Genomic DNA, 25,871 nt, shown 5'->3' with positions numbered 1-25,871 from the left:
CCAGGAATTAACACAAGGCAAAAACATGAGTGTAACTTTTCCTATTCAAGCTATTAAACTCACTCCGGGTAGCCAGATTACTATTTCTAACCTGTCCTGGCAAGATTTCGAGCAGATTTTGATTGACTTAGGAGAAAAACGCAACAGTCGCGTTACCTACTACCAGGGAACCCTAGAAATTATGTCCCCTTTGGCACTACATGAACGTCCCCATCGGATTATTGCCGATATCCTTAAAACGATTCTTGATATTCAAGGGCGGGACTGGGAGGATTTTGGTTCAACGACCCTCAAACGTCCACCCATTGGCGGAATAGAACCTGATACCTGCTTTTATATCGAAAATGCCCAACGGGTGCAAGGTTGTACCAACTTAGATTTAAAACAGTATCCACCGCCAGACTTAGCAATAGAAGCGGATGTTACCTCTAAAACGACTTTAGATGTCTACGAAGCCATCGGAGTTCCTGAAGTTTGGATTTATCGAAATCAACAGTTAAAAATTTACTTACTTTCTGCTCAAGGTTACACTGAAACTGTTAATAGTCCTACCTTTCCTGAATTATCCCTCACGGAACTTATTCCCCAATTAGTTCAAAAAGCAATTGATGCAGGAACTAGCAAAATGTTACGAGAATTAAGAACGGAAACAGTCATCAGTCATCAGTTGTAAAAAACTACCTGAAATTAGTGTTACAGATAGGTAGGGAATAGGGAATAGGGAATAGGGAATAGGGAATAGGGAATAGGGAATAGGGAATAGGGAATAGGGAATAGGGAATAGGGAATAGGGAATAGGGAATAGGGAATAGGGAATAGGGAATAGGGAATAGGGAATAGGGAATAGGGAATAGGGAATAGGGAATAGGGAATAGGGAATGGGTTTGCTGGATTTAGAAGTGTCCTAACTGTAATGCGTAGCGCTATAATCTTCGATATCGCATCCCTGGTAATTGTTCCACTAATTCTAATAATTCTAATTGTAATAATGCTGCTGATACATTGCCAGCATCTAAATTCAGATTAACAATAATTTGATCAAAAGCCATAGGTTCCGATGAAATAGCCTGCAATACTTTAGATAATTCAGGGTCTAAATCGGGTATAGATTTTGAGGGTTGAACCGGAATTTCAAATAAAGATAATTGTTGGGGTTCATCTAAAGGTGGTATTGCTCCTAATTGTTCCAGTAACTCGTCTAAATCAACCGGAATTAAACTCGCCCCACCATTAATTAATTTCAAACACCCCTGAGAATTTTGATCATCCAAACGACCGGGTAAAACATAAACATCTCGACAGAATTCATTAGCAACATGAGCCGTAATTAATGCCCCGGATTTTTGGGGAGCTTCCATCACAAAAACGGCTCGACTTAACCCCGCAATAATCCGATTTCGTTGGGGAAAATGACTGGGATTCGGTTTAGTTCCCGAGGGATATTCACTGACTAATAATCCTTGATTAATCACCGCTTCACAAAGTTGACGGTTTTCCTTGGGATAGGCAATATCTACCCCAGTTCCTAACGCTGCAATGGTTCGTCCTCCGACCTCCAAACAACTGCGGTGAGCTTGGGTATCAATTCCCGCCGCCATCCCCGAAACAATCGTAAATCCTCGACGGGTTAGGGTCGTACTAATTTGACGAGTCCAACGACACCCATATTCCGTTGGGGTACGGGTTCCCACAATCGCCACCGTCGGAGTAACACCCTGATTTTCAAGGGTTTCAACCCTTCCCCGATAATATAAAACCGCAGGAAAGGTGGGAATTTCTAATAATAATCGGGGATATTCGGCATCGGCAGGAGTCCAAAAACAGGGGTTTTTAGCGGTATGTTGTTCTAATAATTCTTGGGGATTAATTTGCGATCGCTGTTGAACAATTTTCTCGGCTTTTGGCTTGCCAAAACCTTCAACTTCTATTAACTCATTAACCGTTGCTTTCCAGGCAATTTCTAATTCTTGAAAATGCTGTTTAAGACGCTGAATTAATATAGAACCTAACCCATTAATCTGTGACCATGCTAACCAGTATGTTCGTTCTTTCACAAAAAATAGACTCCTCTATACCCTGGAAATTCTCTACATTGTATTTGGTGCAATTCTATTACTCAATACCTTGCAAGAGTCCGGGGCGATTAGCAAAATCCGCCAAGGATTATTAGGGATTTCCCGCGATCGCCGCATTCAAGTGATTCTGATTGCCTGGTTATTTGGTAGTTTTATCGAGGGGGCTTCCGGTTTTGGAACACCCGCCGTGATTTGTGTACCCCTGTTGGTAGCGATTGGATTTCCCGCCATGGCCGCGGTTATGGCTGCACTGATTATTCAAAGTACACCATCGGCCTTTGGTGCCATCGGAACACCAGTTTTAATCGGAATTAACAATGGATTAGAAGGGAGCGCCGCCGTAGAGCAGGAAATTGCCCGTTTAGGGTTAGATTTCTCCGATTATATCGGCATTATTGCAGCCCAGATCGGACTGATTCAAGGAGTGATTGGGGTTTTCATGCCCCTGCTGTTAATTGGGGTGGTAACGGCCTATTTTGGAGATGCCAAATCCTGGAAAGATGCCTTACCTGCGGCGGGGTTTGCCCTATTTGCCGGACTCGCCTTTGCCATTCCCTATGCCCTGACCGCCATCTTCATCGGGCCAGAATTTCCCTCTCTGATGGGCGGTTTGGTGGGAATGTTGATCGTGATTCCTGCTGCTCAGAGAGGATTTCTCAGGCCGAAAACCCTCTGGGATTTTCCCGATCGCGATCAGTGGTCACCGGCTTGGCTGGGAACCTCCACACCAGAAATTTCCCAGACCACGGTTCCGATGAAAGCCCTGCAAGCCTGGACACCATACCTGCTTTTAGGGATTTTGCTGGTGCTGTCCCGGTTGCGAGTCCTGCCCCTACGCCAGTGGCTGCAATCTGTCCAAATCCCATTTTCTAATATTTTAGGGACGGAGATTAGTATTTCGGTTCAACCCCTGTTTCTTCCCGCCACTCTATTTATTGTGGTGGTGATCATCACCTACTTCTTACATCAAATGAAGGGGGAGCAGATACAAAGAGCGATCGCCCAAGCCCTACAAAAGTTACTGGGAACAGCTTTGGCGATTGGGGCTTCCGTACCAATGGCGAAAGTATTTATTAACTCCGGTGTGAATAGTTCGGGACTGGCCAGTATGCCCCTAACCTTAGCCGATGGGATTTCCCAGCTAGTCGGTCAAGTCTGGCCTTTCTTTGCTCCGGTGATTGGGATGATCGGTTCTTTTGTCGCCGGAAGTACCACCGTCAGCAACATGATGTTTTCTTTGTTTCAGTTCGGGGTGGCAGAACAGAGTGGCCTCTCGACATCGGTGATTCTAGCCCTACAATGTGTGGGGGCGGCGGCGGGTAATATGCTGGCTGTCTCTAATATTGTGGCTGCGGTGGCTACGGTGGGATTGATTGGGCGCGAGGGGATTTTGTTACGTCAGTTACTCCTACCCGTGACTTTTTATTTAATATTTGCGGGATTGATGGGTCTAGTTGCTGTATTTATTCTTGGGTTTTAAATAGATCAGTGTTATATTTGACATCCAATTCATCGTAGGGGCAAGGCGCGCCGTCCCCCTACAGGGGAATATAGATATTTTTGGGGATTAATAATCACCGCGAGTCCTTTTGTACAATCAATTTTGAACAATTAATTGTTGTAAAACATCATACAAATTCTGAGCAAATTGTTGAGGATTCCAAAGAGCAGCCAAAGATTCAGATTGCTTAGATTGAATTAACTTTTCTTGAACTAATGTTCTCAAAACCCGATCCTGACCGAAACGCACCCCCCAGTTAATATAGTCCTTCCAAGACTCAGCAATGCCTTCTTCAATTGATAATCCTTGTAAAAAAGAATAACCCATCCTTGATAAAAATTGTTCCCCTTTTCGAGTCACCACAGGAACATTAAACCAAAGCGCTTCTAAACTATGAGTCCCGCCATTATAGGGATAGGAGTCCAAGAAAACATCCGCAATAGCATAAACTTGACGGTGTTCTTCTTCCTTGGGAAAACGCGGCAAGAATTTTATCCGATGTTTCCCCACTCCCAACTGATCACAAACTTGACGATAGGTGGAAATTACCACTTCTTGATCCGCCAAACCCTTATAAATTAAAATACTATCGGGAACTTGTTTGAGAATTTCGACTTGAGCTTTAGCTAATTCAAAATTAAATTTCCGACCCGATGCCACACATAAATAAACAATTTGATCCGAACTAATTCGATGGGTTTGTCGAAATTTAATTGGATCAGTTTCAACTCGGTTAAACCCAGAAACCGCCATAAAGGAATGCGGCATTTTTAACAATTGTTCGGTGTAATATTTTTCCGTCCCTTTGGGATGGGTAAATTCATCCCCTAAAAAATAAGTTTGATTAGAGATTTGCAACGCATCAAATCCCAACCAAGAGATACAAATAGGAGCGGGTTTCTGATAAAAAATATCCCCATGAATTGGTAAACTCAAAGCATCTAAATCCAAAATAATATCAATTTGATCATTAGTAATTTCTTGAATAATTTCTTCAGGTGTTGGTAATCCATTCGGATAGTATTTAGGGATGAAAAATTTATTGGCGATCGCTTCAAATAACGGAGTCCGATCATCCACCTGGAGACGATCCGTACAATAAAGATAGAGTTTAACTGGTAAATTCGATAACTCCCGCAACACATCCAAACTACACCAACCCACCGAATGACGATTAAAATGGCTAGATAAAATTCCAATTCTTAACGGAGAATGGGGAAATGTAGCTGGAATAGCATCAGAAATATTTTGATATTTGGGCTTGAGAATTTTCTCAATATATTTTTTAGTAATTCGATGATGGAGCTTAATATTTTTATCCAAATCATCCCTTAAATAAGGCATACTAAAAAGTAAATTAGAATAGAGCGATTTAATTTCTACTAAAGTCGTTCGATCTAATTTAGAATACAGTTGGGATTCCAATTTCAAAAACCTATCCTTAGCGATATGATTTAACCCCGAGACTTGATAGGTGCTAATGCTATAAATTGCCGCCATAATCGGGTCAATTTCACGACAACATTCTACATACCGATCCACCGCTTGACGGGCGGCAGCTAAATTACTACTATCACGATAAATGCCACATAAATGTTGATGAGCTAAGGGCAAATTAGGTTTAATTTCCAGGGCTTTTTGTAATAAAGGAATTGCCTCTTTATATTTCCCCTGATGTCGTAAAACCATCCCCATTTGACCATAGGCTTCAGCAAAATCTGGTTTCAAGTCAACGGCTTTTTGCCAAAGGGCGATCGCTTCTTCAATTTTTCCCTGAAACGCCAATTGATTCCCTTGATTAAATAGAAGATCAGCCCCTCCCAATTCAGGATTTAAGACTAAGGCGCGTTGCTCTGAAAGTTGAGCCTCCTCGTCCTGTCCTAAATGTTTTAAAACTTGAGCTAAGTTCCAATGGACGGCGGCTAAATCCGGCTGTAAATCGACCGCCTGACGATAACTATTAATCGCTAATTCCAGTTGTCCTTGTCGATAAAACATACTCCCCAAATTAACATGAGCTTGGGCTAAATTAGGGTTAATTTGTAATGCTTGTTGATAGGATCGAATCGCCTCTGGAATTTGACCCTGGGCTTGATAAATATTCCCCATGGTCACATAGGTTAGTGACTCATTTGGCTCGATTGCGATCGCTTTTTGACAGGCTGCGATCGCTTGTTCATAAAATTTCTGAGCATAATAGGTTTCCGCCAATTGTATCCACCCTTGGGGACTATCAGGCTGTATTGCGGTCAACGGATCAGAGGATTGATTCGGATTCACGGACATTAGGACGGTGCGATGAAGGTATCACCTATAATTTTAACGGCTAACGGGATCAATAGTTTATGATTTTAGCCTGTTGATTGAAGATTTTATCTATTCTCTATTGCCCATGTTATTAATCATCACAATTGTATTAACTGCGATCGCCCTAATTCTATTATTCACAGCCTTAGAAACCCTGTTATGGTGGTATACTTGGCAGCAACAATCCCCCACCATCCCAACCGCAACCCAACCCTGGGAAACGGCGTTAGTTTTCATTACTGGAATTAGTAACTATACTCAAGAAAGTTTAGATCCAGAGCAAATCGAATTGATTAATAAAATTAGCCAAGTCTATGCTATTGATACTATTATTGCAGAACCTTTCCCCTGGAAATATTTTTCTAATAAAACCTTAATAATCTTTAAACTTTGGAATATTTTATATCTCAAAACCCTACCTTTCTGGGTGATGTCTTTGCATAACTTTTGGCAAACCGTTTTAATTTTAGGATTCACAAATTACTATGGAAAAGATATTGCTCACTGTCTATTCAACCGCATCGGTTTACCCAAATCAACCCATAGTCAATTAATATTTTTATCTGGAAGTACCGGGACAGGAATGGCTTTAGCCTCCCTACCCTATTTAAAACAATATCTTCCCCGTTGTAAATTGATGATTATTTCCTACGGAGGTGTGTTTGGATTATCTCCCGGGTTAAATGATGTTGATCAGTTTTTTCATCTATTAGGAAATCAAGATTATTGGGCAAAATTAGCTAAAATAATATTACTAAATCGAGGAAATATTCCAACTGCTTTTACAAAAGCACAGGCAGAAAAACGCTTATTGATAGTTTCTACCGGAGAACATAAACATCTGGATTATTTAAGCGATCGCTATTCACAAAACCAACTTAAAACCAATCTCCAATTAACATTAGAAACTATTTTTAGTTTAAAAATATTATAAGAATTTTTTACCTAAAGTTTTAATTTAATTATTTTCCTCTGATTCTGATAAAATAGCCGACTTAGTATCACTTTTAATCAGGGTAGTTTCGCTCAAATCAGTTCCCACCAAATTCGCTTGATTCAAATTAACAGCAAATAAAATTACCCCTTTTAAATTAGCACCTTTTAAATTAGCACCATCCAAATCAGTATAAATTAACTTAGCCCCCCTTAAATCCGCCCCCCTTAAATCCGCCCCTTTCAAATTGGTTTTAAATAACTTAGCACAGGTTAAATCTGCTTTCCTTAAATCCGCATAAATGAGTTTAGTACCTGATAAATCAGCACCACTTAAATTCGTTTGAATTAAGTTAGCAAATAAATGAGCATTAGTTAAATCTGCCCCACTTAAATTCGCGGATTTGAGATTAGCTTGCCACAGTAAAATCCCTTTTAATACAGCCCCCCTTAAATCAGCCCCTTGCAAATTCACACCAATAAAACCTCGTTTTCCAGCCGCATAACGGTCTAATAATTCCCGGGGACTCATTAATATAGAATTAGCACTGGTTTCAGGTGGCTTCATAACATTTGGGGTGATAAATTGCTAACTGTACCTCTGTTATAGCAGGGAATTGGAACAATCAAAAAGATTAATCTAGCCATCTTGTTGATCTCCTCAATTCTTCCAATACGGCCTTACCTTAATCGACTCCAGACAGACTTGAGAGTATTTTGAGTCTGCTTTAAAACCTGATTTAGAGGTTTTTGAGCCTGGAGAAATACCCGAGCGCAATTGCGACCGGGCATCCCGGAAATTGAACCGCCTGGATGAGTCCCTGCACCCGTTAAAAATAAACCTTGAATGGGGGTTGTATAATTAGCTAATTCGGGCAGGGGACGGAAAAAAATCATTTGATCTAAGGTCATATCAATATGATAGCAATTACCTTTATAAGATCCTAAACGTTCTCCTAATTCTGCCGGACTTTCTACCCGACGGGCTAAAACTGAATGCTTGATATTTGGAGCGTATTCAGCAATTTTATCGAGCACCCGATCCGCTACCTTATATTTTAACTCATCCGTCCATCCGGTTCCATTTAACCCCGTTCCTTCGGCTCCTGCTATTTGATAGGGGGCAAAAAATTCAATCCATAAGGTGTGTTTTCCTTCAGGAGCCATGGAGGGATCTAAAACCGTGGGCACAACTAAATAAACCGACGGATCTTGATCGGGAATTTCCCCCACAGTACATAAATTATGGGCTTTTTCCACATGATTCACCGAATCAGCAATTAAAACCGAGCCCATTAAATAGCTATCTTGATGATTATAACCCTCAAATCGGAGGGGTTCGGATAAAGCACAATCAATTTTAAGAATAGTTTCATTATTATTAATAATTTTCCGTTCTAATCTTTCTCTTAAATTCGGATCAGCCGCATCAATATCCGTCGGGTCAACACATTGTAAAAATAAACGTCGAGCATCAATATTAGAAATCACACCCCGTTTAGCCCGATATTCTTGATGGTCTGACACCCTAACCCCAACAGCACGACCGTCATCAATTAATATTTTTTCTACCGGAGTTTCTGTTAGGATAACTCCTCCCAAATGTTTAACTAAATTGACCAACGCTTGAGTTAAGGCCCCTGTGCCACCCCGAGGGCGAGACATCCCAGGGTCATGACGCATGGCTAACATACTCGCCCCCACAGAAATGCCTTTTTGAGAGGGAGGAGCACCGATTTCAGAGGCTAATCTCGCCAAAGGTGCTTTGACAATTTCCGTATCAAACCATTCATTAATTAAATCCTCTGGACTAATTAACATAGTTCTGACAAAATCTAAGATTTTATCCGTTCCTCCTAATACGGCTAATAAATCCATCAAAGAATCTCGATCAAAGTTTTTAGCAATCTCAATAATTGCCGTCGGAGGGGCATTAAATAAAGGACTAACCGCACTCATTAACCTTTGCCAATATTCCACAAATTCCTGATATTTTTGAGCATCTCTTTCGCTATATCGGGCAATTTCCGCACAGGTTTTTTCCACAGAGCGATGGGCTAAAAAATACCGTCCATCGGGGTGCGGACAAAACACCACCGGGTCACAATATAAATACTCTAAGCCATATTTGGTTAATTCTAATTCCTGTACCACCGGGCCAAGATGGATAAATTCATGATCAATGGCACAGAGGTTAAACTTAAATCCTGGAGCGTCTTCTGCCATGACTTCTTCCGTTGTGGCCGCACCCCCGGGAACGGAACGTTTTTCTAATAGTAAAACACTATATCCGGCTTTGAGAAGATAGGCTGCACAAACTAACCCATTATGGCCTGCACCAATGATAATCACATCATAAGTAGACATAAAAAACCAATTATTGATCACTTTGTTGAGTGTATCAACAGATTGGAACTTTCTATTTGACATCCTCACCGCCGTAAAACGGACGGTGATTCCTAAACTTCACAATTTAGGTTTCTGCTTCTTAGCAGTTGCCTTCACAGATTTACTCTGTTCAGGTCTTACACTCGCTCCACAGACTGACACGGCCAGCCCGGCCGCCAAAATATTTTTACTGGCGTTAAGATCTCGGTCATGGTGAGTCCCACAGTTGGGACAGTCCCAAAAGCAGACTTAGTAAATTCCGCACTACCTCCTTGATGTTTTTTCTTAAAATTAGGATATTGAGTACGACCAGCAAAAAAGTTAGTAAAGGCTGTTTGTAAGTGTCTTAATCCTTGTTGTAAAGGGACACAACTTACCTGATTTAAAAAGTCTAAATCTTCCTGTTTTTTCCAATTAGTTAACATTGAAGACGTTTGACTATAACCTATTCTTTCTTGCTTTTCATACCATGCTTGAGTTCGTTCATGGAGTGCCTTATTGTAAACTAATCTTACACAGCCTAACGTGCGTCGCAATAGCGACTCTTGTTCAGGTGTAGGGTAAAATCGGTAACTGTGTGCTTTTTCCATATCTCACATTCCAGCACATAGTTGGTGAAAATGGGGAGATTGTGTTTAAATTAAATTTAAAAGCCGTCCTCCGCTATCGCGGCATGACGGGGTTTCAAACCCAATTTTCTGATGATTCCTATTCCCTGCTATCTGAAAAAAAAGTGTAGGGGTGAATCGGATTTCACAAAAACGGGAATTCCGACCTTGTTTGACTTTAACCCCTACTTACGAACCCGCTACCACATCTTCAAAGAGCGATGCCACCAGATTGAGTCTATATTCGGTTCCCCTGAATTACTAAAGAGGATTTATATAATCTCAGAGCTACAGGATACATCTCTCTGCTACTGTGCGCCTATTATGGCAATATTACTAAAGTTTGAAAATCTATAAAGTTAACAAGTTTGATCAGTAAAATTGCTGACTTTGAGGCTTTCAGGGCTTAATATGCACATTTTGTGTGTTTTGTCAAGATACAAAAGTAAGCATTTTTTGTATTTATGTCAATAAAAATCAAAAAATTTACTCCCTATGGCCTATTCCCCTTCAGAGCTTAATGTCTTTTAAACTATTGCGGGGATTAAACGTGCGACTGGCACGAATTTTCTCATAATATTCCCGTTCACTGGGACTAATTTCTTTGGGTGGCACCACAATAATTTTAACTAATTGATCGGTGCGACCGCCCCCTTTTGGTTTTGGCCATCCTTTGCCCCGTAATCGTAGCGACTGTCCCGAACGAATTCCGGCGGGAATATTCATTGTGACCATCCCATCGGGCGTCGGAATTTCAATTGATGTACCTAAAACCATTTCATCGGGCGTAACCGGGACTTCACAAACTAGATTATCCCCGTCAAATTGAAAAAAGCTATGGGGTTGAATTTCCACTTTCAGGTATAAATCCCCCCGTTGTTGACTGTAGGGGTCAAGTTGACCTTGGCCTCGAACCCGAATCCGACTGCCTGGCTTGACTCCCGCCGGAATCGTTACCTCCCCGGTGGAATAGCGTTTCTGCACCCCATGAAAGGCTTCAGCCAGAGTTAGGGTAATAATTGCTTCCGTATCCGCAACCGACGGAGGATTGCGAGGGTTAAATCCCGAGGCAAAATCATTACCGTAGGGACTCCCCCCAAATCCCGAAGGGTTTCCCGTTTGAGTCCGATAGGAATAACTACGACTGCTACTACTTCCGGGTCTAGCTCCTGTACCCGTGGCGGCACGACCTAAAAGACTATTAATAAAATCATCAAAACTGTTAAATTGACTAAAATCAAATCCGCTAACGTCTTGACCCGCACCCGCACCACCTGGCCAACCTGTGGCCCCGGCTTGATTCCAATATTGACCAAACTGATCATATTTGCGGCGTTTATCGGCGTCGGATAACACCTCGTAGGCTTCGTTAACATCCTTGAAACTCGCCTCAGCTTGTTTATTCCCCGGATTCATGTCCGGGTGATATTTGCGGGCTAGTTTGCGATAGGCTTTTTTAATATCATCAGCAGTCGCGGTTTTATCTAGTCCTAAAGTCGTGTAGTAGTCTTTATAGTCAGTCGCAGACATTCTTCCCCTCTCCTCAATACAGTGATCCCTAGGCTACTCGTTGTTGGATAGTATGCTCCCTAACCTATAGGGTATCAAAGTTATTAACAGGATTGGGTTCGGTTGTTGCTGATTTTGCGATCGCAATTTCCGAACCTGGGGAGCAGGGGAGGCAGGGGAGGCAGGGGGAGCAGGGGGAGCAGGGGAGGCAGGGGAGGCAGGGGGAGCAGGGGGAGCAGGGGGAGCAGGGGAGGCAGGGGGAGCAGGGGGAGCAGGGGGAGCAGGGGGAGCAGGGGGAGCAGGGGGAGCAGGGGAGGCAGGGGGAGCAGGGGGAGCAGGGGAAGTAGGGGGAGCAGGGGAAGTAGGGGGAGCAGGGGAGGCAGGGGGAGCAGGGGAGGCAGGGGGAGCAGGGGGAGCAGGGGGAGCAGGGGAAGTAGGGGGAGCAGGGGAAGTAGGGGGAGGAGAAATATTTTAAGCGGAAACCCTAGTTACTGTTTCCAGAATTTGTTTTCTAGGATTTGAGCCAGGAGGGAATATTAGATTATTCGCGCGAGCTAGAACGTTCGCACTCGGCTTGTATAGCAATAGACACAGCGATTAGGACAAAGAAAGACTGAGCCAGAAAAATTAAGGCAAAGTCTTGCCCTCATTACCTATTACCTATTACCTTCTACATAAAAACGGAGAGGGAGGGATTCGAACCCTCGTTAAAGTCACCCCTAAACGACATTTCCAGTGTCGCGCCTTCAACCGCTCGGCCACCTCTCCAGGTGGAATATTTCATTTTTACCCACGAAAATATATACTATCATAAATTTCGGAAAGTCAACACGATCTCAGAAAAATTTTTTTTTATGGCCAGTTCCCATCGGGTAGAAATTCATTATCGTCAGACGGGTGAGCGTTTTTATGTCAACGTTCCTGAAGATCGGTATATTCTCCAAAGTGCCGAAAATCAGGGGGTAGAGTTGCCCTTTTCCTGTCGCAATGGCGCCTGTACCAGTTGTGCGGTACGGGTGGTGTCTGGGGAGTTGCAGCAATCGGAAGCCATGGGACTCTCCCCGGACTTACAACAACAGGGATATGCGTTGCTCTGTGTGAGTTATCCCCGCTCCGATTTAGTTGTGGAAACCCAAGACGAGGATGAAGTGTATGAACTTCAGTTCGGACGCTACTTTGGTAAAGGTAAAGTTAAAACCGGATTACCCCTGGACGAAGATTAGTCGAGCTCATTTGGGCTTGAGAGGCTTTGGGATTTTATTAGGATGCTTGCTGCTGCTGACCAGTTGTACTCAACCTGACCTTCCGAAAGGCATTTTTACCAAAGTTGAACGGGTGATTAGTGGTCAAACCCTGGAAATTCTCGATAAAACGGGCAAAATTCCGGTATTGCAACAGGTTCGACTCGCTGGAATTATGGCCCCTGACCTGAAACAAGATCCTTGGGGAATCAGAGCTAAACAATATTTAAAACAACTTTCTGAGGGTAAAAAAATCCTATTAGAAGCAGATTTAACAGCAAAAGATCGCTATGGTCGCATCTCAGGTTATATCTGGCTGGACGGAATTTTAATTAATGAACATTTACTGAAAGAGGGATATGTTTTAGCGGAAACGACCCCTATTTATAACTCCGGTAGTTCTAATTTCCAGACTCAATATGGTCAACGGTTTAACTATGCTCAAGAATATGCCCGACTCATGGGAAATGGCATTTGGAACCCTGATAAACCCATGGGTTTAACGCCAATGGAATTTCGAGAGCAACAACCCTAGGGGAGCAGGGGAGCAGGGGAGGTAGGGGGAGCAGGGGGAGCAGGGGAGGCAGGGGAGGCAGGGGAGGTAGGGGGAGCAGGGGGAGCAGGGGAGGCAGGGGAGGTAGGGGGAGGAGAAATATTTTAAGCTGAAACCCTAATTACTGTTTACTGATTTATAGATGTGCCATGGCTCGTCTCTACACCGATGACTGATTACCGAAATAATATGACTAAAAACGAATTACAGTTTTTTTTAGATGTTGCTACCTTAGCTGCTCAGGCGGGGGGTGCTGTTTTAAAATACTATTTGGGAAATTTAACCGATGTTCAAGAAAAGGGACGGTCTGGGGATTTAGTCACCGAAGCGGATAAGGCATCGGAAGCGGCGATTTTAGCCGTATTGGAACGTCATGTGCCTGACCATGGAATTTTAACCGAAGAATCGGGGGAATTGGGGGATTTGAAAAGTCCCTATCTTTGGGCGATTGACCCTTTAGATGGAACTACAAATTTTGCCCACCAATATCCATTTTTTTCCGCTTCTATTGGGTTATTAATTAACGGAGTGCCTCAAGTGGGAGTGATTTATGATCCCTTTCATGATGAATTGTTTCAAGCTGCTAAAGGGTTAGGAGCAACTTGCAATAATCGTTTAATTAATGTGTCTAAAACCGATAGTTTAGATAAAAGTTTACTGGTGACAGGCTTTGCTTACGATCGCCGAGAAACGACGGATAATAATTATGCTGAATTTGCCTATTTAACCCATTTAACCCAGGGTGTTCGTCGCAGTGGGGCGGCGTCTATTGATTTGGCACACACGGCCTGTGGACGCTTAGATGGCTATTGGGAAAGGGGGTTATCTCCCTGGGATATGGCCGCAGGAATTGTATTAGTAGAAGAAGCCGGAGGGAAAGTTACCGCCTATGATACCAGTCCGTTTAAAATCGGTTCGGGTCGAATTTTAGCCACTAATGGTTATTTACATGAACCGTTAAGTCAAGCATTAATAGAAACTCCTGCATTATCGAGTTGGAAAGACAAATAATCTGGCGTTAGTAGGGGTAATTCATGAATTACCCTTACTAATGGTTAAAAAATCGCAGCACAAACCGCTGCCCCAATTAATCCTACCTGGGGATTTAATACGACATAAACGGGAACTTTAGCTAAAATAGGTTTCATGCGTCCTTTATTAGAAAAAGCCTCCATGAATTCAAAAGTTTCTAATAAAGGTAAAATCTTAGGGGCAATTCCTCCGGCAATATATAACCCACTATATGGTAATAGTTTTAACGCTAAATTTCCCGCTTCTGCCCCATAGGATTCTACAAAAAGCTGCATGGTTTGTTCTGATAGATGATCTAGTTTTTCTAAAGCAGCTTGAGAAATGGCGGCGGCGGGATCAACTGTTACTTCTGCTAACCCAATTTGATGTTCCCACTCCTTGACAATTTCGCTAATTTCTGGAGATTCTTTTGCCGTATTGCGATCGCGTAAAAATTGATAAATTGCGATAATTCCCGGCCCAGAAACCACTCGTTCTACGGATATTCGATCAATCCTATGTTTAGCTAACAAATATTTCATTAACTGAAATTCTAATTCAGAACGGGGAGCAAAATCCGTATGACCTCCTTCGCAGGGATAGACTTTGATTCTATTAACTAAAGGTGTCACAAAACATTGCCCTAAACCTGTTCCCGCCCCAATAACTCCAATAGGAGCATCGGTCTGTGGCTGTCCTTTTTGTAAGACTAAAATATCGCTTTCGGGTAAACTTGTAACTCCATAGCCCACGGCTTCAAAATCATTAATTAAAGTCACCTGGGAAATGGCTAATTCTGACCCTAAATATTGAGCATCTAAGTGCCAAGGTAAATTAGTTAATTTGGCGGTTTGATGAACCACTGGCCCGGCAATGGCAAAACAGGCTTTTTCTGGATGCAAATTTTCACCCAATTGTTCCTTTACTTCTTGTAAAAATTGTTGTACAATGGGAACTAAATCAGGATAATCCCCACTTAAATAACGGGATTCATAGAGGGTTTTTAATCGCTCTTGGGTTTGGCTGCCTTTCACAATTTCTGTCCCATCCACCAAGCGCAAAATTGTTTTTGTTCCCCCAATATCTCCAGCTAATAATAAGGTCATAGTCTCACGGATTAAGGCTTTACTCTCCCTATTGTGACATATAACAATTACGAATTACGAATTACGAATGGATAATGGGGAATGGTTAGCGGGGAATGGGTAATAAACTAATAAAGACGCGCCATGGCACGTCTCTACTGATGACTGATGACTGATAACTGTGCAAGAATAGAGCTAGTCAAGTTATAAATATAGTCATAGAACATAATGCTGGTGCAGTCACGTTCACAAACTCAATCTTCCGTCGTCGATTCATCAAAACCCCAGATCGATTATGATGTCGTTATTGTTGGGGGTGGAATTGTTGGGGCAACTTTGGCCTGTGGCTTGAAAGATTCGGGGTTAAAAATAACAATTATTGAATCCCAAAAGCCGGATGTTGCCATTAGTAAAAAACAAGCCTATGCTTTAACATTACAAACGGGACGCATTCTTAAATCCATTGGGGTTTGGGATGAAATTGTCACAAAAATTACGACTTTTTATCAGATTAGTTTGAGTGATTCTGATTATCCTAGAGTAGTGGAATTTCTGTCTAAAGATTTGGGAACAGATGAATTAGGATATGTGGGTGAACATGGGATAATTTTATCGGCAATGTATGAATTTTTAGCCCAGTGTCCGAATATTTCTTGGCAATGTCCGGCTAGTTTAAAAAATGTTCATTACCATGCCGATTTTGTAGAAATTGAAATCGAAAATCAAGGTAATCTTAACACATTTTATAGTAAAATTGTTGTGGCCGCCGATGGTTCTAAATCTCGGTTACGAGAAGAAGCGGGGATTAAAACCCACGGTTGGAAATATTGGCAATCCTGTATTGCGATGACAATTAAAACGGAAAAATCCCATCAAAATATTGCTTTTGAACGGTTTTGGCCGAGCGGCCCCATGGGAGTTTTACCCTTACCCGGAAATCGCTGTCAGGTGGTCTGGACGGCTCCCCATGCGGAAGCCCAGGCTTTAAAGGAGTTAGATGAAACTGAGTTTTTAAAGTTATTAGAATATCGCACGGGCGGATTATTAGGAAAGTTAGAATTATTGAGTGATCGCTATGTTTATCCGGTACAATTAATGCAGAGCGATCGCTATATTCAACACCGATTAGCCTTAGTTGGAGATGCGGCCCATTGTTGTCATCCCGTGGGGGGACAGGGTTTAAATATGGGAATTCGGGATGCGGGAGCTTTAGCAGAAGTGTTAAAAATAGCGACTCAAAAAGGCGAGGATATTGGGCAAAAACGGGTATTAAAACGGTATGAAGGTTGGCGACAAAGGGAGAATTTAATTGTTTTAGGATTAACGGATTTCTTAGATAGAACTTTCTCAGGAAATTGGACTCCAAAAGTCAGTTTACGCCGCCTAGGATTAGGGATATTAACCAAAGTGCAAATATTCCGCTATTTGGCATTAAGATTAATGACAGGTCTCATCGGTCGCGCACCCAAAATCAACTATTAAATCCATGGGTCAACAGAAAATAGAGTTAATTTCTCGTCGGGACTTTTTAAAATATTCTGGGGGTTTAGGACTTGGGATTTTAGCCAATCCTGCAACCTCCATTCTTGATATTATTCCAACCTCAACTCCCCATTTAACGATGCAGTTGGACTGGAAATATAATGTTCAATTTGCCGGGTTACTATTAGCAGATTATTATAAGTTATACCAACAACGGGGATTAAAGGTTGATATTCTACCTTTAAATTCAGATCGAAGTGTATTTGAACAAATGGCAGAAAATCCTTTAATATTAGGATGTGGGGAACAGGATATCATTTTAGCCGCCCAAGTGCAAGGATATCCGGTTAAAGCGATCGCAACTATGTTTCAAACCTCTCCTTTAGGGTTAATGTCAATTCCCCAAAATAATATCCATTCTCTTAACGATTTGGTTGGGCAAAAAGTTGGGATTCATGGGAATATCAAAAAAATTATGGAATTAGTCATTAATACCAATGGTTTATCACCCCAAGATATTCAAATTGTCCCAATTTCCTATCAAGATAAATATGAGCGACTACAAAGTGGGGAATTAGCCGCCGTTCAATGTTATAGTGTTGATGAACCTATTGGTTTTAGCTATAAAACTGGAATTCAACCTAATATTTTGAAATTTAGCGATTATGGATATGATGCCTATGTGCAGGTCATTTTTGCCCATCAACGGTTATTAGACCATCACCCTGAATGGGTAAATCAGTTTTTAAAAGCATCTTTTGCGGGATGGAAATTAGCCCTAGATAATATTAATCAAGCCGCTAAAATTGTAGTTGATACCTATATAAAACCCGATAGTCAATATCATAATTTAGAGTATCAAACTCAATCTTTAAAATTAATTGCTGATTATATTACCCACGGAATTAACCCCGATCAAATCGGTACTATTTCGGCAAGTCGTTGGCAAAGAATGTCAGAAAAACTGGCTAAATATGGTATAATTGAAAGTGTTCCTCAACTGCCAGATTCTTTAGATTCTACCTTTTGGTCAGTGGCTTAAGTTTTTAGATCAGTTTCCATAGCTGAAGTGATCTTTAGATGAATCAATCTTGATGTTAGGTAATCCGTTAAAGCGGGTTTTGGCTTTTGTGAAATCAATTTATTCCTTTTCATAAAATTACCAGTAACACGACTTAAAGTAATGACCAAACTACGTCGGATTGATCAGGAGTTGCTACACTTAACGGATTGACTTGACATTGATATCAAAATATGATATCAATACACACATGGCATCACGCTGGGGTGATAATGCAGGCAATTCCTCTAAAGGCAGCTAAATCTGGCAACTTTCAAATGGCAAATGGATTAAATAGTAAACAGCGTCGAACTCTAAAGGCAATCTACGCAAACCCTGTTCGGTCAGATATTGTCTGGACGGATGTTGAGAGTCTGTTTGTGGCGCTGGGTGCTACCGTCAGCCAAGGGAGAGGGTCGAGAGTGCGAGTGTTGTTAAACGGTGTAAAAGCCGTTTTTCACGAACCACATCCTGAAAAAGAGGTATGTAAGGATGCAGTTAAAAGTGTCAGGGAATTCTTAGAGAATGCAGGGGTTGCCCCTATGTCTGAGTAGTCATTAGTAAGACGTCCAATCAGGGGTACCATCACTGGCTGCCCCGGCCCCAGATCACGAAAAGACAAACTCTCTATTTAGTAAAACCAGCACAATCGTGTATCACAATTTTAAAGATTTTCCAAAAAGTGTTATTGTGCCGTTTCGTTATTCGAGAACTGAGGCAACTATGCTAACTTACAAAGGTTATACGGCTCAAATTGAAGTAGATGCAGAAAAAGCAATCCTTTTTGGTCGCGTTTTGGACATTAAGGATGTGATTACCTTTCAGGGTAAAACTGTGGAAGAAGCGCGTCAGGCATTCCACGACTCGGTTGATGATTATTTAGACTTTTGTGAAGATTTAGGGGAAAAACCAGATAAGCCTTTCTCCGGTAAACTGCCATTTCGTACAACACCTGAATGTCACCGTCAAATTTTTTTAGCTGCTACTAAAGCAGGTAAAAGCATTAATGCTTGGATGGAAGAAATTTTAGCAGATGCCGCTAATCGTGCTTTTGGGAATTGACGTTTATGTAAGTATCAGAGCCATCCTCTCCAACAGTCCGCCACTCATCAAAAAAAGTGTAGAATCTGGTAACATGGAAAAGTAAGTTCAAGTTTGTTTTATGTCAAATTCTGAATTATTGTCTCAACAGCAGCAGTTATCCCGTAAGGATAAGTTTCAAATAAAAGTTGTTATGACTTATGATGAAATAGCTAGCTTGTGTGAACAGCTTGGATACAGAGACAAGTTACGTTTGGCGCAACTGCTGATACAACTAGCCAGAAAAGAAGAAGAAACTCAAAATCCTCAAAGCCGAATTGAAAGTAACCCCAAAAACTTATCAAAACCTCAAAATAACAAAGAAGTAGTTCAATATGTTTTTGAAAGGATCGTAAAGTTAAAGCCAAGCAAAAGAAGCACCCTTAAAAATTCAATCAGTGCCATGTTTCAATTTCAAGGAGGAATTTCTGATGCTGAACAAGAAAGAATAATATCTGAACTCGAAAAGTTAAAATATATACAAATTAATACCAACAATCAAGTTAAATATTTATAGTTTAAACAGCAAAAAAATATATTTTTATTTCACCTTGATTGAGTAGAGACGGGCTATGGCGCATCTCTACATTCCTACTCATTTTTCGATTTGAGCGATCGCGACTCGACCCAAACTTTCTAATTCTTTCCTACTCAATTTTGCCGAAAGAATCTGGGCTTAGAGTAAGTCTTTTAACTTCGGATCATCTCCTAACTGTTTGAGAACTTGCTTAATATCTTGAGTTCGATCTTTTTTGGCAATTAAGGTAACATTGCCATCTCGAACCACAACGAGATCTTCAACTCCAATTGTAACAATAACTTCATCAGAATTACTACTAAATAAAATAGCCCCTTTTGTGTCCAGTCCTACATGATTTGTTAATTCCACATTCGGTTTATCTCCCCCTAATAATCGTTCTAACCCATTCCAATCTCCTAAATCGTCCCAGCCAAATTCAACGGGTAAAACACAAGCTTTCTGGGTTTTTTCCATTAACGCATAATCAATACTAATTTTTTTCAACTCAGGATAGGCGTCTTTTCCCTTAGTTTCTAAAGCACTAACTAATTCAGGAACATAAGTTTTTAATTCTGCTAAAACCACACCGACCCGAAACACAAAAATCCCCCCATTCCAACTAAATCGCCCGGTTTCTAAGAAATTTTCTGCGGTTTCTCGATTGGGTTTTTCGGTAAAACGAGCCACTTTATAAGCAGGAAATCCGTCAAAAATTCCGATTTCTTCCCCCTGTTCAATATAACCATATCCTGTGGAGGGATAGGTAGGTTTTACCCCTAAAGTAACAATCACATCTTGGGTTTTTGCTAATACTTCCGCCGCCTTTAAAGTTTGGCGAAATTTCTCCGGTTCCACAATCCAATGATCCGCCGGAAAAAACCCAATTACCGCTTCTTCCCCGTAACGTTTTGCGACTTCTAAAGTTGTCCAGGTTAAGGCGGCGGCGGTGTCTCGTCCTTCGGGTTCTGCTAAAATATTGGGGTGGGGTAATTGGGGTAACTGAGTTTGAACTCCCGACTCTAACAAAGCAGAAGTTACGACCCACAAACCCTCCCAACTTTCGGTTAAAGGTAATAAACGTTCTGCGGTGGCTTGTAATAAACTAATCCCACTGCCATCTAAACTCAAAAATTGTTTCGGTCGATGTTTCCGACTTAGGGGCCAAAACCGTTCACCTTTTCCGCCAGCCAAAATTACAGGAATCATACTTAAAATTTATTTTTTTCCTCATAATTTATTCTAAGTAATTAACAGAAAAACGTCAATAGTTGAGAGCAACAAATCAACAATTCTTAATTATTTATATTCACGGTTTCCTTAGATAATTCCTGTTCTAAAGTAGCTTTGACTCGTAACCATTCTATTTCCATTTTAGATAATCCTGCGGCGGCTTTTCCCGATGTAAAACATTCCAGACCCGTGCCATTTTCGGCCGCCATTCCTGCCCGTCCCATATATTCTAACTCTTTGCATAACTCGGAAAAGGTGAGAGCCCCCAATTGAGCACTACTGGATTTTAGGGTATGAGAAGCTTCTTTTAACCCTTGGATATCTTGAGTCTTGATTGCTGTTTGAATTTGGGCAATTTTTTGGGGAGTATCGGCTAAATAATCCTGAATTAAGGTATTAACAAAGGGATCATCTTCATCATCATATTCCCTTAAATTTTCTAAGACTTGTTGATCAATTGCCGAAGATTCTGGAATATTACCATTAGAATTAGACAGATATTCAGAAGATGAATTAGAATGTCCGTTACTGGCAAAATCCGATAAATTTTCTAAGGATTTATAACCATTTCCATTCTGAATCGGTTGACATTGGGATAGGGCTTTGGCGAGTTCTTCCCGACGCACAGGTTTAGTAATATAATCATTCATGCCCGCGGCTAAACACATTTCTCGATCGCCTTGCATAGCATTAGCCGTCATCGCAATAATCCAAGGTTTATTGGGACGATTTGCATATTCTTCGCAAATACGACGAGAGGTTTCTAAACCATCCATTAAAGGCATTTGAACATCCATCAAAATCACATCATAATCCTGTCGATTTAAAGCATCTAAAACCTCTAATCCATTCCCGGCAATATCCGTACGATATCCTAATCTTTGTAACATTTGAATTGCCACTTTTTGGTTGACAACATGATCTTCTGCCAGCAAAATTTTTAAATTGCTAGATGGAGTAACAGATAACATATTCGATGCTCCCAAAGACTTCCCTGGTTCTCGAATGACACTTTCTATGGACTCACCCAAAATTTGAAGCAAAGTATTATAAAACTGTGATTGTTTCAGGGGTTTATTAATAAACCCGGCACAATCAATATTACTGTGTTCTACCTGCTTGACTAAATCGGTATTCACCACATAATTAAAGAAGGTAATATTCATCGGTTTCTGTTCGGGGAATGTTTCTGCCTGGCTTCGTTCCCAATCTCGAATCCGTTTGGCTAAATTAATCCCATCAATATCAGCCAAATTCATGCCTAAAATAATCAAATCAAAATCAGGATTATTTTTTAACACATTTAAGGCTTCATGTCCGGTTTTGACCGAAACAGGAACCATACCCCAAGATTTAGCTTGTCGAATTAAAACCGTTTGATTAATTCCATGATTTTCAACAATTAATAATCTCTTACCCACCAGTAAACTTGAAAGTTCATTGGTTTCAATTTTGGGAATTGCTTCCGCCCGAATAGTAAAGTAAAAAGTTGAACCCGTATCTAACTCAAACGCCTCAACAAAATTATCGGGAGGATTGCCAGTCATTGTCGAAATAAACGATTGATTGTCGGTATGAGAATCGGATTGGGATCGACTCACCACCCACATTTGTCCCCCCATCATTTCACATAATCGTTGACTAATAGCTAATCCTAAACCCGTCCCGCCATACTGACGAGAAGTGGACGCATCAACCTGAGAAAAGGCTTTAAATAAACGATCCATGCGATCGGCAGGAATCCCAATTCCAGTATCCTTAACCGCAAACTGAATGTCATAAATTTTATGGGCAATTGTTGGGGCAGTATTAAGGTCAAGGGGAAGATTTGTGACCTCCGAAGCTTTTACCGAAACTACCACATCTCCTTGGGCGGTAAACTTCACTGCATTACTGAGTAAATTCACTAAAACTTGGCGCAGTCGGGTGACATCGCCCAAAATAATTTGGGGGGTAGAAGGTTCAATTAAATAGGCAATTTCCAGACCTTTTTCTGCGGCTTTTCCTGAAAGTAAATCTAGGGATTCTTCCAAACAATCTCGCAGTTTAAATGGATTAGTTTCTAAATCTAATTTACCCGATTCAATCTTAGAAAAATCTAAAATATCATTAATAATTGTTAATAAAGCATCGCCACTGGTGCGAATGGTTTCGACAAAATCCAATTGTTCCGGGGTTAAATTCATATCGAGGAGTAACCCGGTCATCCCAATCACGGCATTCATGGGGGTACGGATTTCGTGACTCATAGTAGCCAGAAATTCACTTTTAGCCCGACTCGCCACTTCTGCGGCTAATCTAGCTTCTTCTAAATCTTTATTTTGTTCAGCTAATTGTTGACGATTTTTTACCTCTGCTTCTAATAGTTTAGCCTGGGCTAAGGTTAAACCAACTTGATTGGCAACATCTTCTAAAAATTCAATTTCTTCGGGTATCCATTGCCGCATTTTATCGCATTGATGCAGCATCATAATACCGTTAGCATCTCCTTGATAGGAAGTCCGAACCGCTAACATTGATTTTAACCCCATGCGCCGACACATGGGGGCAGAGGATTCTAATAAAGGTTCGGTAAAAACATCCACCGAAGCGATCGCTTGATCTTCAGCCAGGAGTTTTTCAATATAGGGATTATAACTCACAGAAATTTCAAAATTTAAGGTCGAATCATAACCGGATTCCAGATATTCTGCCACACAAGATAAATGGGGATAGGGGTCGGATCGATAGGTATAAATTGAACAACGATTCACCCCAAAAATTCTACCTATTTGCGTAGCAGTAGTTTGAAAAATTTCTTGCGTATCTAATTTAGAACGCACTTTATGGGTAATTTCTTTGAGTAACAATAAATGTTGATTTTGTTGTTGAAGAATCTCTTGAGATTTATCCCTAGCAATTTCATTTCCGATATAATTTGCCATTAATTGCATAATTTCTAAATCCAATTCTTGAAACGAGGCGCGGGAATTGCGACTCATAAAACTCAAGGTTCCATAGACCCGTCCCCCCACCATCACCCGGATACCAATATAGGCTTCTAAACGTCGGGTTTGATAAGCCCGATGGTCTTTCCAGGGTGATTGTTTAATGGATTCTAAACAAACAACATCCTCTGTTTTTAAGGCTTCCCATTCAAAGGTTTGTTCAATGGCTAAGGTATCCCCCTTGGCAAATCCAAAGGGAAAATCATCAGCAAGATAGGAAGAAATTACTTCATATCGGTCGGCAAAAACTTTTCCCAGTAAGCCAATATCCATGCCAAATCGATGACAACCCAGACTCAATATCGCACTAATTCGAGTTTCAAAATCCGTATTATTACTAACCGTAATTTCGTAGAATTGATGGATCAGTCTTTCTCTTTCTCTGAGATCATTTAACTCTTTAAACTGTTCCGCAATATCATTTAATGTTCCTAGAACTCCTAAAATATGTTTGTGTTCATCTAAAATTAATTGACCAGAAATTAAAACCCGGCGAGTTGCAGGTTGAGAAGACTGTCCGCCCCCTTCCTTCTCTTTAAGATTAAACACTAACATTCGGACATCAAGTTGCTCCGTTTTGGGACGACCTAACATTAATGATTCAAACCATTGGCTAACTTTTGTCCGATCTTGAGAATAAATATAATTTAAAAATGATGTCCCTAAGCTATTTTCTATGGTTAATCCCGTTAACTGTGTCCAGGCGGAATTTAAAAATATAAAGTTTCCTTGGCTATCGGTTTTAAATACAATGGATTTCAACTGCTGAATCGGATCATCAACGGGATAATTAGCATTTAAGGATGGAGTTTTTTCTAACTGAGAAGATGCTACATCAATTTGAGTCCCAATCAAGTGCAAAGGTTCCCCTTGTTCACTCCAAAACCCCTGACCTCGACTTCGTACAGATTTATATTTACCGTCTTTACAGAGGATACGATATTCTATAACATATTCACTATTTTTCTTGGAAAAATATTTTTTTAGAGTGACTTTAACTCGTTTCAAATCTTGAGGATGAATCCGACTTAACCATTCTTCCCTGGTATTTTTAATCTCATGATCTTGATATCCTAACATGGCTTTCCATTGGGAAGAATATAAAATTTCGTTCGTTTTTAAGTTCCAATGATAAATCCCTTCCAGGTTTGATTCTAAAGGTTCCGTAACTGGATGACTTGAGGATAAAGGCAAGGACTCAGGAGAAGATGGAGTTGCTTTTAACATCTCCTGAAATTGATGCTGCCAACTCAAGAGGGTATTGTGCATCGATTTGGGTTGGAGAACTTGTAAAAGTAGGGTTTTAGGGGAGATGAGGGTGACGGGATTATTATGATCATCCACCAAAATTATCGGGAGTTGATAATAATATTTTCTCATTAAGTTTAATGCCGTTTTTAGGGAGACCTGCGATCGCAAAACTAAAGGCGGAGTATTACAAATCGTAATTGCTTTTACAGTTTTTAGATCCAAACCCAATGCCTGTATGGAAATAATGTCCTGGGAGGTTACAACGCCTACCCATTTACATTGAGATTGGGTTCGGAAAATCTGATCCCCTGTTAACTTAGAATTAGGAGGAGAGGTTTCTGTAATTATAATTTCATCCACACTATAGTTAAACATTAATTCCGTTAATTCTCGTAGGGTTGCCCCCCCCGATATCGGCACAATTTTAGAATTAGGAATGGGGGCAAGTTGATTCAATTTAATTAAATGATCGGGAATAAAAAGATGATCCAGAAGTTGTTGACAATTGGGTTGATGTTCAGGTAAAACCAAATCCGAGTTAGAAGATAATTCCAGAGAAATTTCTTGAGGAACAGGGGGTAAAGATTTAGCTATTTTTCTGGCTTCTGAATCTTTTAAAGATAGTTGTAGAATAATTTTAGGACTAATGACCCCGACTAATCTTCCTTGATCATCAACAACGGGAAGCTGTTGAATCTGATGTTTTTCTAATATCCCCATCAGGGTAAAGATATCATCCACCTCCGATTCTTTTACCGTGATAAATGACCGAATCATAATTTGAGAAATTGGAAATCCTCGCAATGGATCTCCAATAGAATTAAGCTGAATAATATCTTGTTCTGTAAAAATTCCGATGACCGTTGGCCTTTGATTGACAATATCGTCCCGTTCAATCACAAAAACACAACTAGAACAGGTACGACTCATCAACAAAATCACCTCGGATACAGGGGTTTCCGGTGCTGTGGTGAGGGGATAGCGGTTGATTGCTTGACGGACTGAGGGAATAAACATAAAAGGCTGATTGGGGTTGGTACTGAGTGGAAT

The 25,871-nt window shown here is 40.9% G+C and carries 19 protein-coding genes, 1 tRNA gene and 2 pseudogenes; 11 read left to right on the top strand and 11 right to left on the bottom strand.

Features of this window, described 5'->3' with window-relative positions; genetic code table 11:
* Positions 1 to 25: 25 nt before the first annotated feature.
* Positions 26 to 673, top strand: coding sequence for a Uma2 family endonuclease (locus AC2D3N_RS11085; protein WP_079677650.1), 648 nt, complete (start codon positions 26 to 28; stop codon positions 671 to 673).
* A 250-nt stretch (positions 674 to 923) separates the two neighbouring features.
* Here the strand turns inward: AC2D3N_RS11085 and dprA are convergent, their stop codons facing one another.
* On the bottom strand, positions 924 to 2,054 hold the full coding sequence (gene dprA, locus AC2D3N_RS11080) for a DNA-processing protein DprA (RefSeq protein WP_484693627.1): 1,131 nt from the start codon (positions 2,052 to 2,054) through the stop codon (positions 924 to 926).
* On the opposite strand from dprA, the gene AC2D3N_RS11075 reads away from it, so the two are divergent.
* Entirely contained in the window at positions 1,993 to 3,555 is a 1,563-nt protein-coding gene (locus AC2D3N_RS11075) for an L-lactate permease (RefSeq protein WP_484693750.1), read from the top strand. The genes dprA and AC2D3N_RS11075 overlap by 62 nt on opposite strands.
* A 117-nt stretch (positions 3,556 to 3,672) precedes the next feature.
* Here AC2D3N_RS11075 and AC2D3N_RS11070 read toward each other — a convergent pair whose 3' ends face one another.
* A complete protein-coding gene (locus tag AC2D3N_RS11070; protein WP_484693626.1) occupies positions 3,673 to 5,862 on the bottom strand; it encodes an O-linked N-acetylglucosamine transferase, SPINDLY family protein in 2,190 nt (729 codons plus the stop codon).
* A 106-nt stretch (positions 5,863 to 5,968) separates the two neighbouring features.
* On the opposite strand from AC2D3N_RS11070, the gene AC2D3N_RS11065 reads away from it, so the two are divergent.
* Positions 5,969 to 6,817: a hypothetical protein gene (locus AC2D3N_RS11065; RefSeq protein WP_484693625.1), complete on the top strand. Its 849-nt coding sequence runs from the start codon at positions 5,969 to 5,971 to the stop codon at positions 6,815 to 6,817.
* 24 nt (positions 6,818 to 6,841) lie between these two features.
* Here AC2D3N_RS11065 and AC2D3N_RS11060 read toward each other — a convergent pair whose 3' ends face one another.
* The 6 genes and pseudogenes from AC2D3N_RS11060 to AC2D3N_RS11035 form a co-directional block, all read right to left on the bottom strand.
* Positions 6,842 to 7,384: a pentapeptide repeat-containing protein gene (locus AC2D3N_RS11060; protein WP_079677645.1), complete on the bottom strand. Its 543-nt coding sequence runs from the start codon at positions 7,382 to 7,384 to the stop codon at positions 6,842 to 6,844.
* A 113-nt stretch (positions 7,385 to 7,497) separates the two neighbouring features.
* On the bottom strand, positions 7,498 to 9,246 hold the full coding sequence (crtO, locus tag AC2D3N_RS11055; protein ID WP_339394351.1) for a beta-carotene ketolase CrtO: 1,749 nt from the start codon (positions 9,244 to 9,246) through the stop codon (positions 7,498 to 7,500).
* A 36-nt stretch (positions 9,247 to 9,282) separates the two neighbouring features.
* Positions 9,283 to 9,417 (bottom strand): annotated as a pseudogene (locus tag AC2D3N_RS11050) (RNA-guided endonuclease TnpB family protein); the annotation flags it as partial.
* A gap of 26 nt (positions 9,418 to 9,443) precedes the next feature.
* A pseudogene (locus AC2D3N_RS11045) lies at positions 9,444 to 9,794 on the bottom strand (RNA-guided endonuclease InsQ/TnpB family protein); the annotation flags it as partial.
* Positions 9,795 to 10,322: 528 nt separating this feature from the next.
* Positions 10,323 to 11,342, bottom strand: a complete 1,020-nt coding sequence (locus tag AC2D3N_RS11040; protein ID WP_484693624.1) for a DnaJ C-terminal domain-containing protein — start codon at positions 11,340 to 11,342, stop codon at positions 10,323 to 10,325.
* A 660-nt stretch (positions 11,343 to 12,002) separates the two neighbouring features.
* Positions 12,003 to 12,089: transfer RNA gene (locus AC2D3N_RS11035), tRNA-Ser, on the bottom strand.
* A gap of 86 nt (positions 12,090 to 12,175) precedes the next feature.
* Here AC2D3N_RS11035 and AC2D3N_RS11030 point away from each other — a divergent pair.
* From AC2D3N_RS11030 to AC2D3N_RS11020, 3 genes are all read left to right on the top strand, one after another.
* Positions 12,176 to 12,544, top strand: a complete 369-nt coding sequence (locus AC2D3N_RS11030) for a 2Fe-2S iron-sulfur cluster-binding protein (RefSeq protein WP_079677641.1) — start codon at positions 12,176 to 12,178, stop codon at positions 12,542 to 12,544.
* Positions 12,474 to 13,097 (top strand): thermonuclease family protein, encoded by a 624-nt coding sequence (locus tag AC2D3N_RS11025; protein WP_484693623.1) that lies wholly within the window; start codon positions 12,474 to 12,476, stop codon positions 13,095 to 13,097. The genes AC2D3N_RS11030 and AC2D3N_RS11025 overlap by 71 nt, the downstream gene beginning before the upstream one ends.
* A 207-nt stretch (positions 13,098 to 13,304) precedes the next feature.
* Positions 13,305 to 14,126 (top strand): inositol monophosphatase family protein, encoded by an 822-nt coding sequence (locus tag AC2D3N_RS11020; protein WP_484693622.1) that lies wholly within the window; start codon positions 13,305 to 13,307, stop codon positions 14,124 to 14,126.
* 44 nt (positions 14,127 to 14,170) lie between these two features.
* Here AC2D3N_RS11020 and AC2D3N_RS11015 read toward each other — a convergent pair whose 3' ends face one another.
* Positions 14,171 to 15,232 (bottom strand): glucokinase, encoded by a 1,062-nt coding sequence (locus AC2D3N_RS11015; RefSeq protein WP_484693621.1) that lies wholly within the window; start codon positions 15,230 to 15,232, stop codon positions 14,171 to 14,173.
* Between the two features lie 207 nt (positions 15,233 to 15,439).
* On the opposite strand from AC2D3N_RS11015, the gene AC2D3N_RS11010 reads away from it, so the two are divergent.
* The 5 genes from AC2D3N_RS11010 (at position 15,440) to AC2D3N_RS10990 (ending at position 19,350) form a co-directional block, all read left to right on the top strand.
* Positions 15,440 to 16,693 (top strand): FAD-dependent hydroxylase, encoded by a 1,254-nt coding sequence (locus AC2D3N_RS11010; RefSeq protein WP_484693620.1) that lies wholly within the window; start codon positions 15,440 to 15,442, stop codon positions 16,691 to 16,693.
* Between the two features lie 4 nt (positions 16,694 to 16,697).
* Positions 16,698 to 17,735: an ABC transporter substrate-binding protein gene (locus AC2D3N_RS11005; RefSeq protein ID WP_484693619.1), complete on the top strand. Its 1,038-nt coding sequence runs from the start codon at positions 16,698 to 16,700 to the stop codon at positions 17,733 to 17,735.
* A gap of 251 nt (positions 17,736 to 17,986) precedes the next feature.
* Positions 17,987 to 18,307, top strand: a complete 321-nt coding sequence (locus tag AC2D3N_RS11000; protein ID WP_079677976.1) for a type II toxin-antitoxin system HicA family toxin — start codon at positions 17,987 to 17,989, stop codon at positions 18,305 to 18,307.
* Between the two features lie 169 nt (positions 18,308 to 18,476).
* Complete coding sequence (locus AC2D3N_RS10995; RefSeq protein ID WP_484693618.1) at positions 18,477 to 18,815, top strand: type II toxin-antitoxin system HicB family antitoxin; 339 nt, start codon at positions 18,477 to 18,479, stop codon at positions 18,813 to 18,815.
* 100 nt (positions 18,816 to 18,915) lie between these two features.
* Positions 18,916 to 19,350 (top strand): hypothetical protein, encoded by a 435-nt coding sequence (locus tag AC2D3N_RS10990; protein WP_484693617.1) that lies wholly within the window; start codon positions 18,916 to 18,918, stop codon positions 19,348 to 19,350.
* Positions 19,351 to 19,509: 159 nt separating this feature from the next.
* On the opposite strand, the gene AC2D3N_RS10985 is transcribed toward AC2D3N_RS10990, so the two are convergent.
* Entirely contained in the window at positions 19,510 to 20,559 is a 1,050-nt protein-coding gene (locus AC2D3N_RS10985) for a mannose-1-phosphate guanylyltransferase (RefSeq protein WP_484693616.1), read from the bottom strand.
* An 86-nt stretch (positions 20,560 to 20,645) separates the two neighbouring features.
* Entirely contained in the window at positions 20,646 to 25,838 is a 5,193-nt protein-coding gene (locus tag AC2D3N_RS10980) for a response regulator (RefSeq protein WP_484693615.1), read from the bottom strand.
* Between the last annotated feature and the right edge of the window lie 33 nt (positions 25,839 to 25,871).

This window comes from Planktothrix sp. PLAVEN19ND, from assembly GCF_057220675.1.
This window is presented reverse-complemented; position numbering and strand designations above follow the sequence as displayed.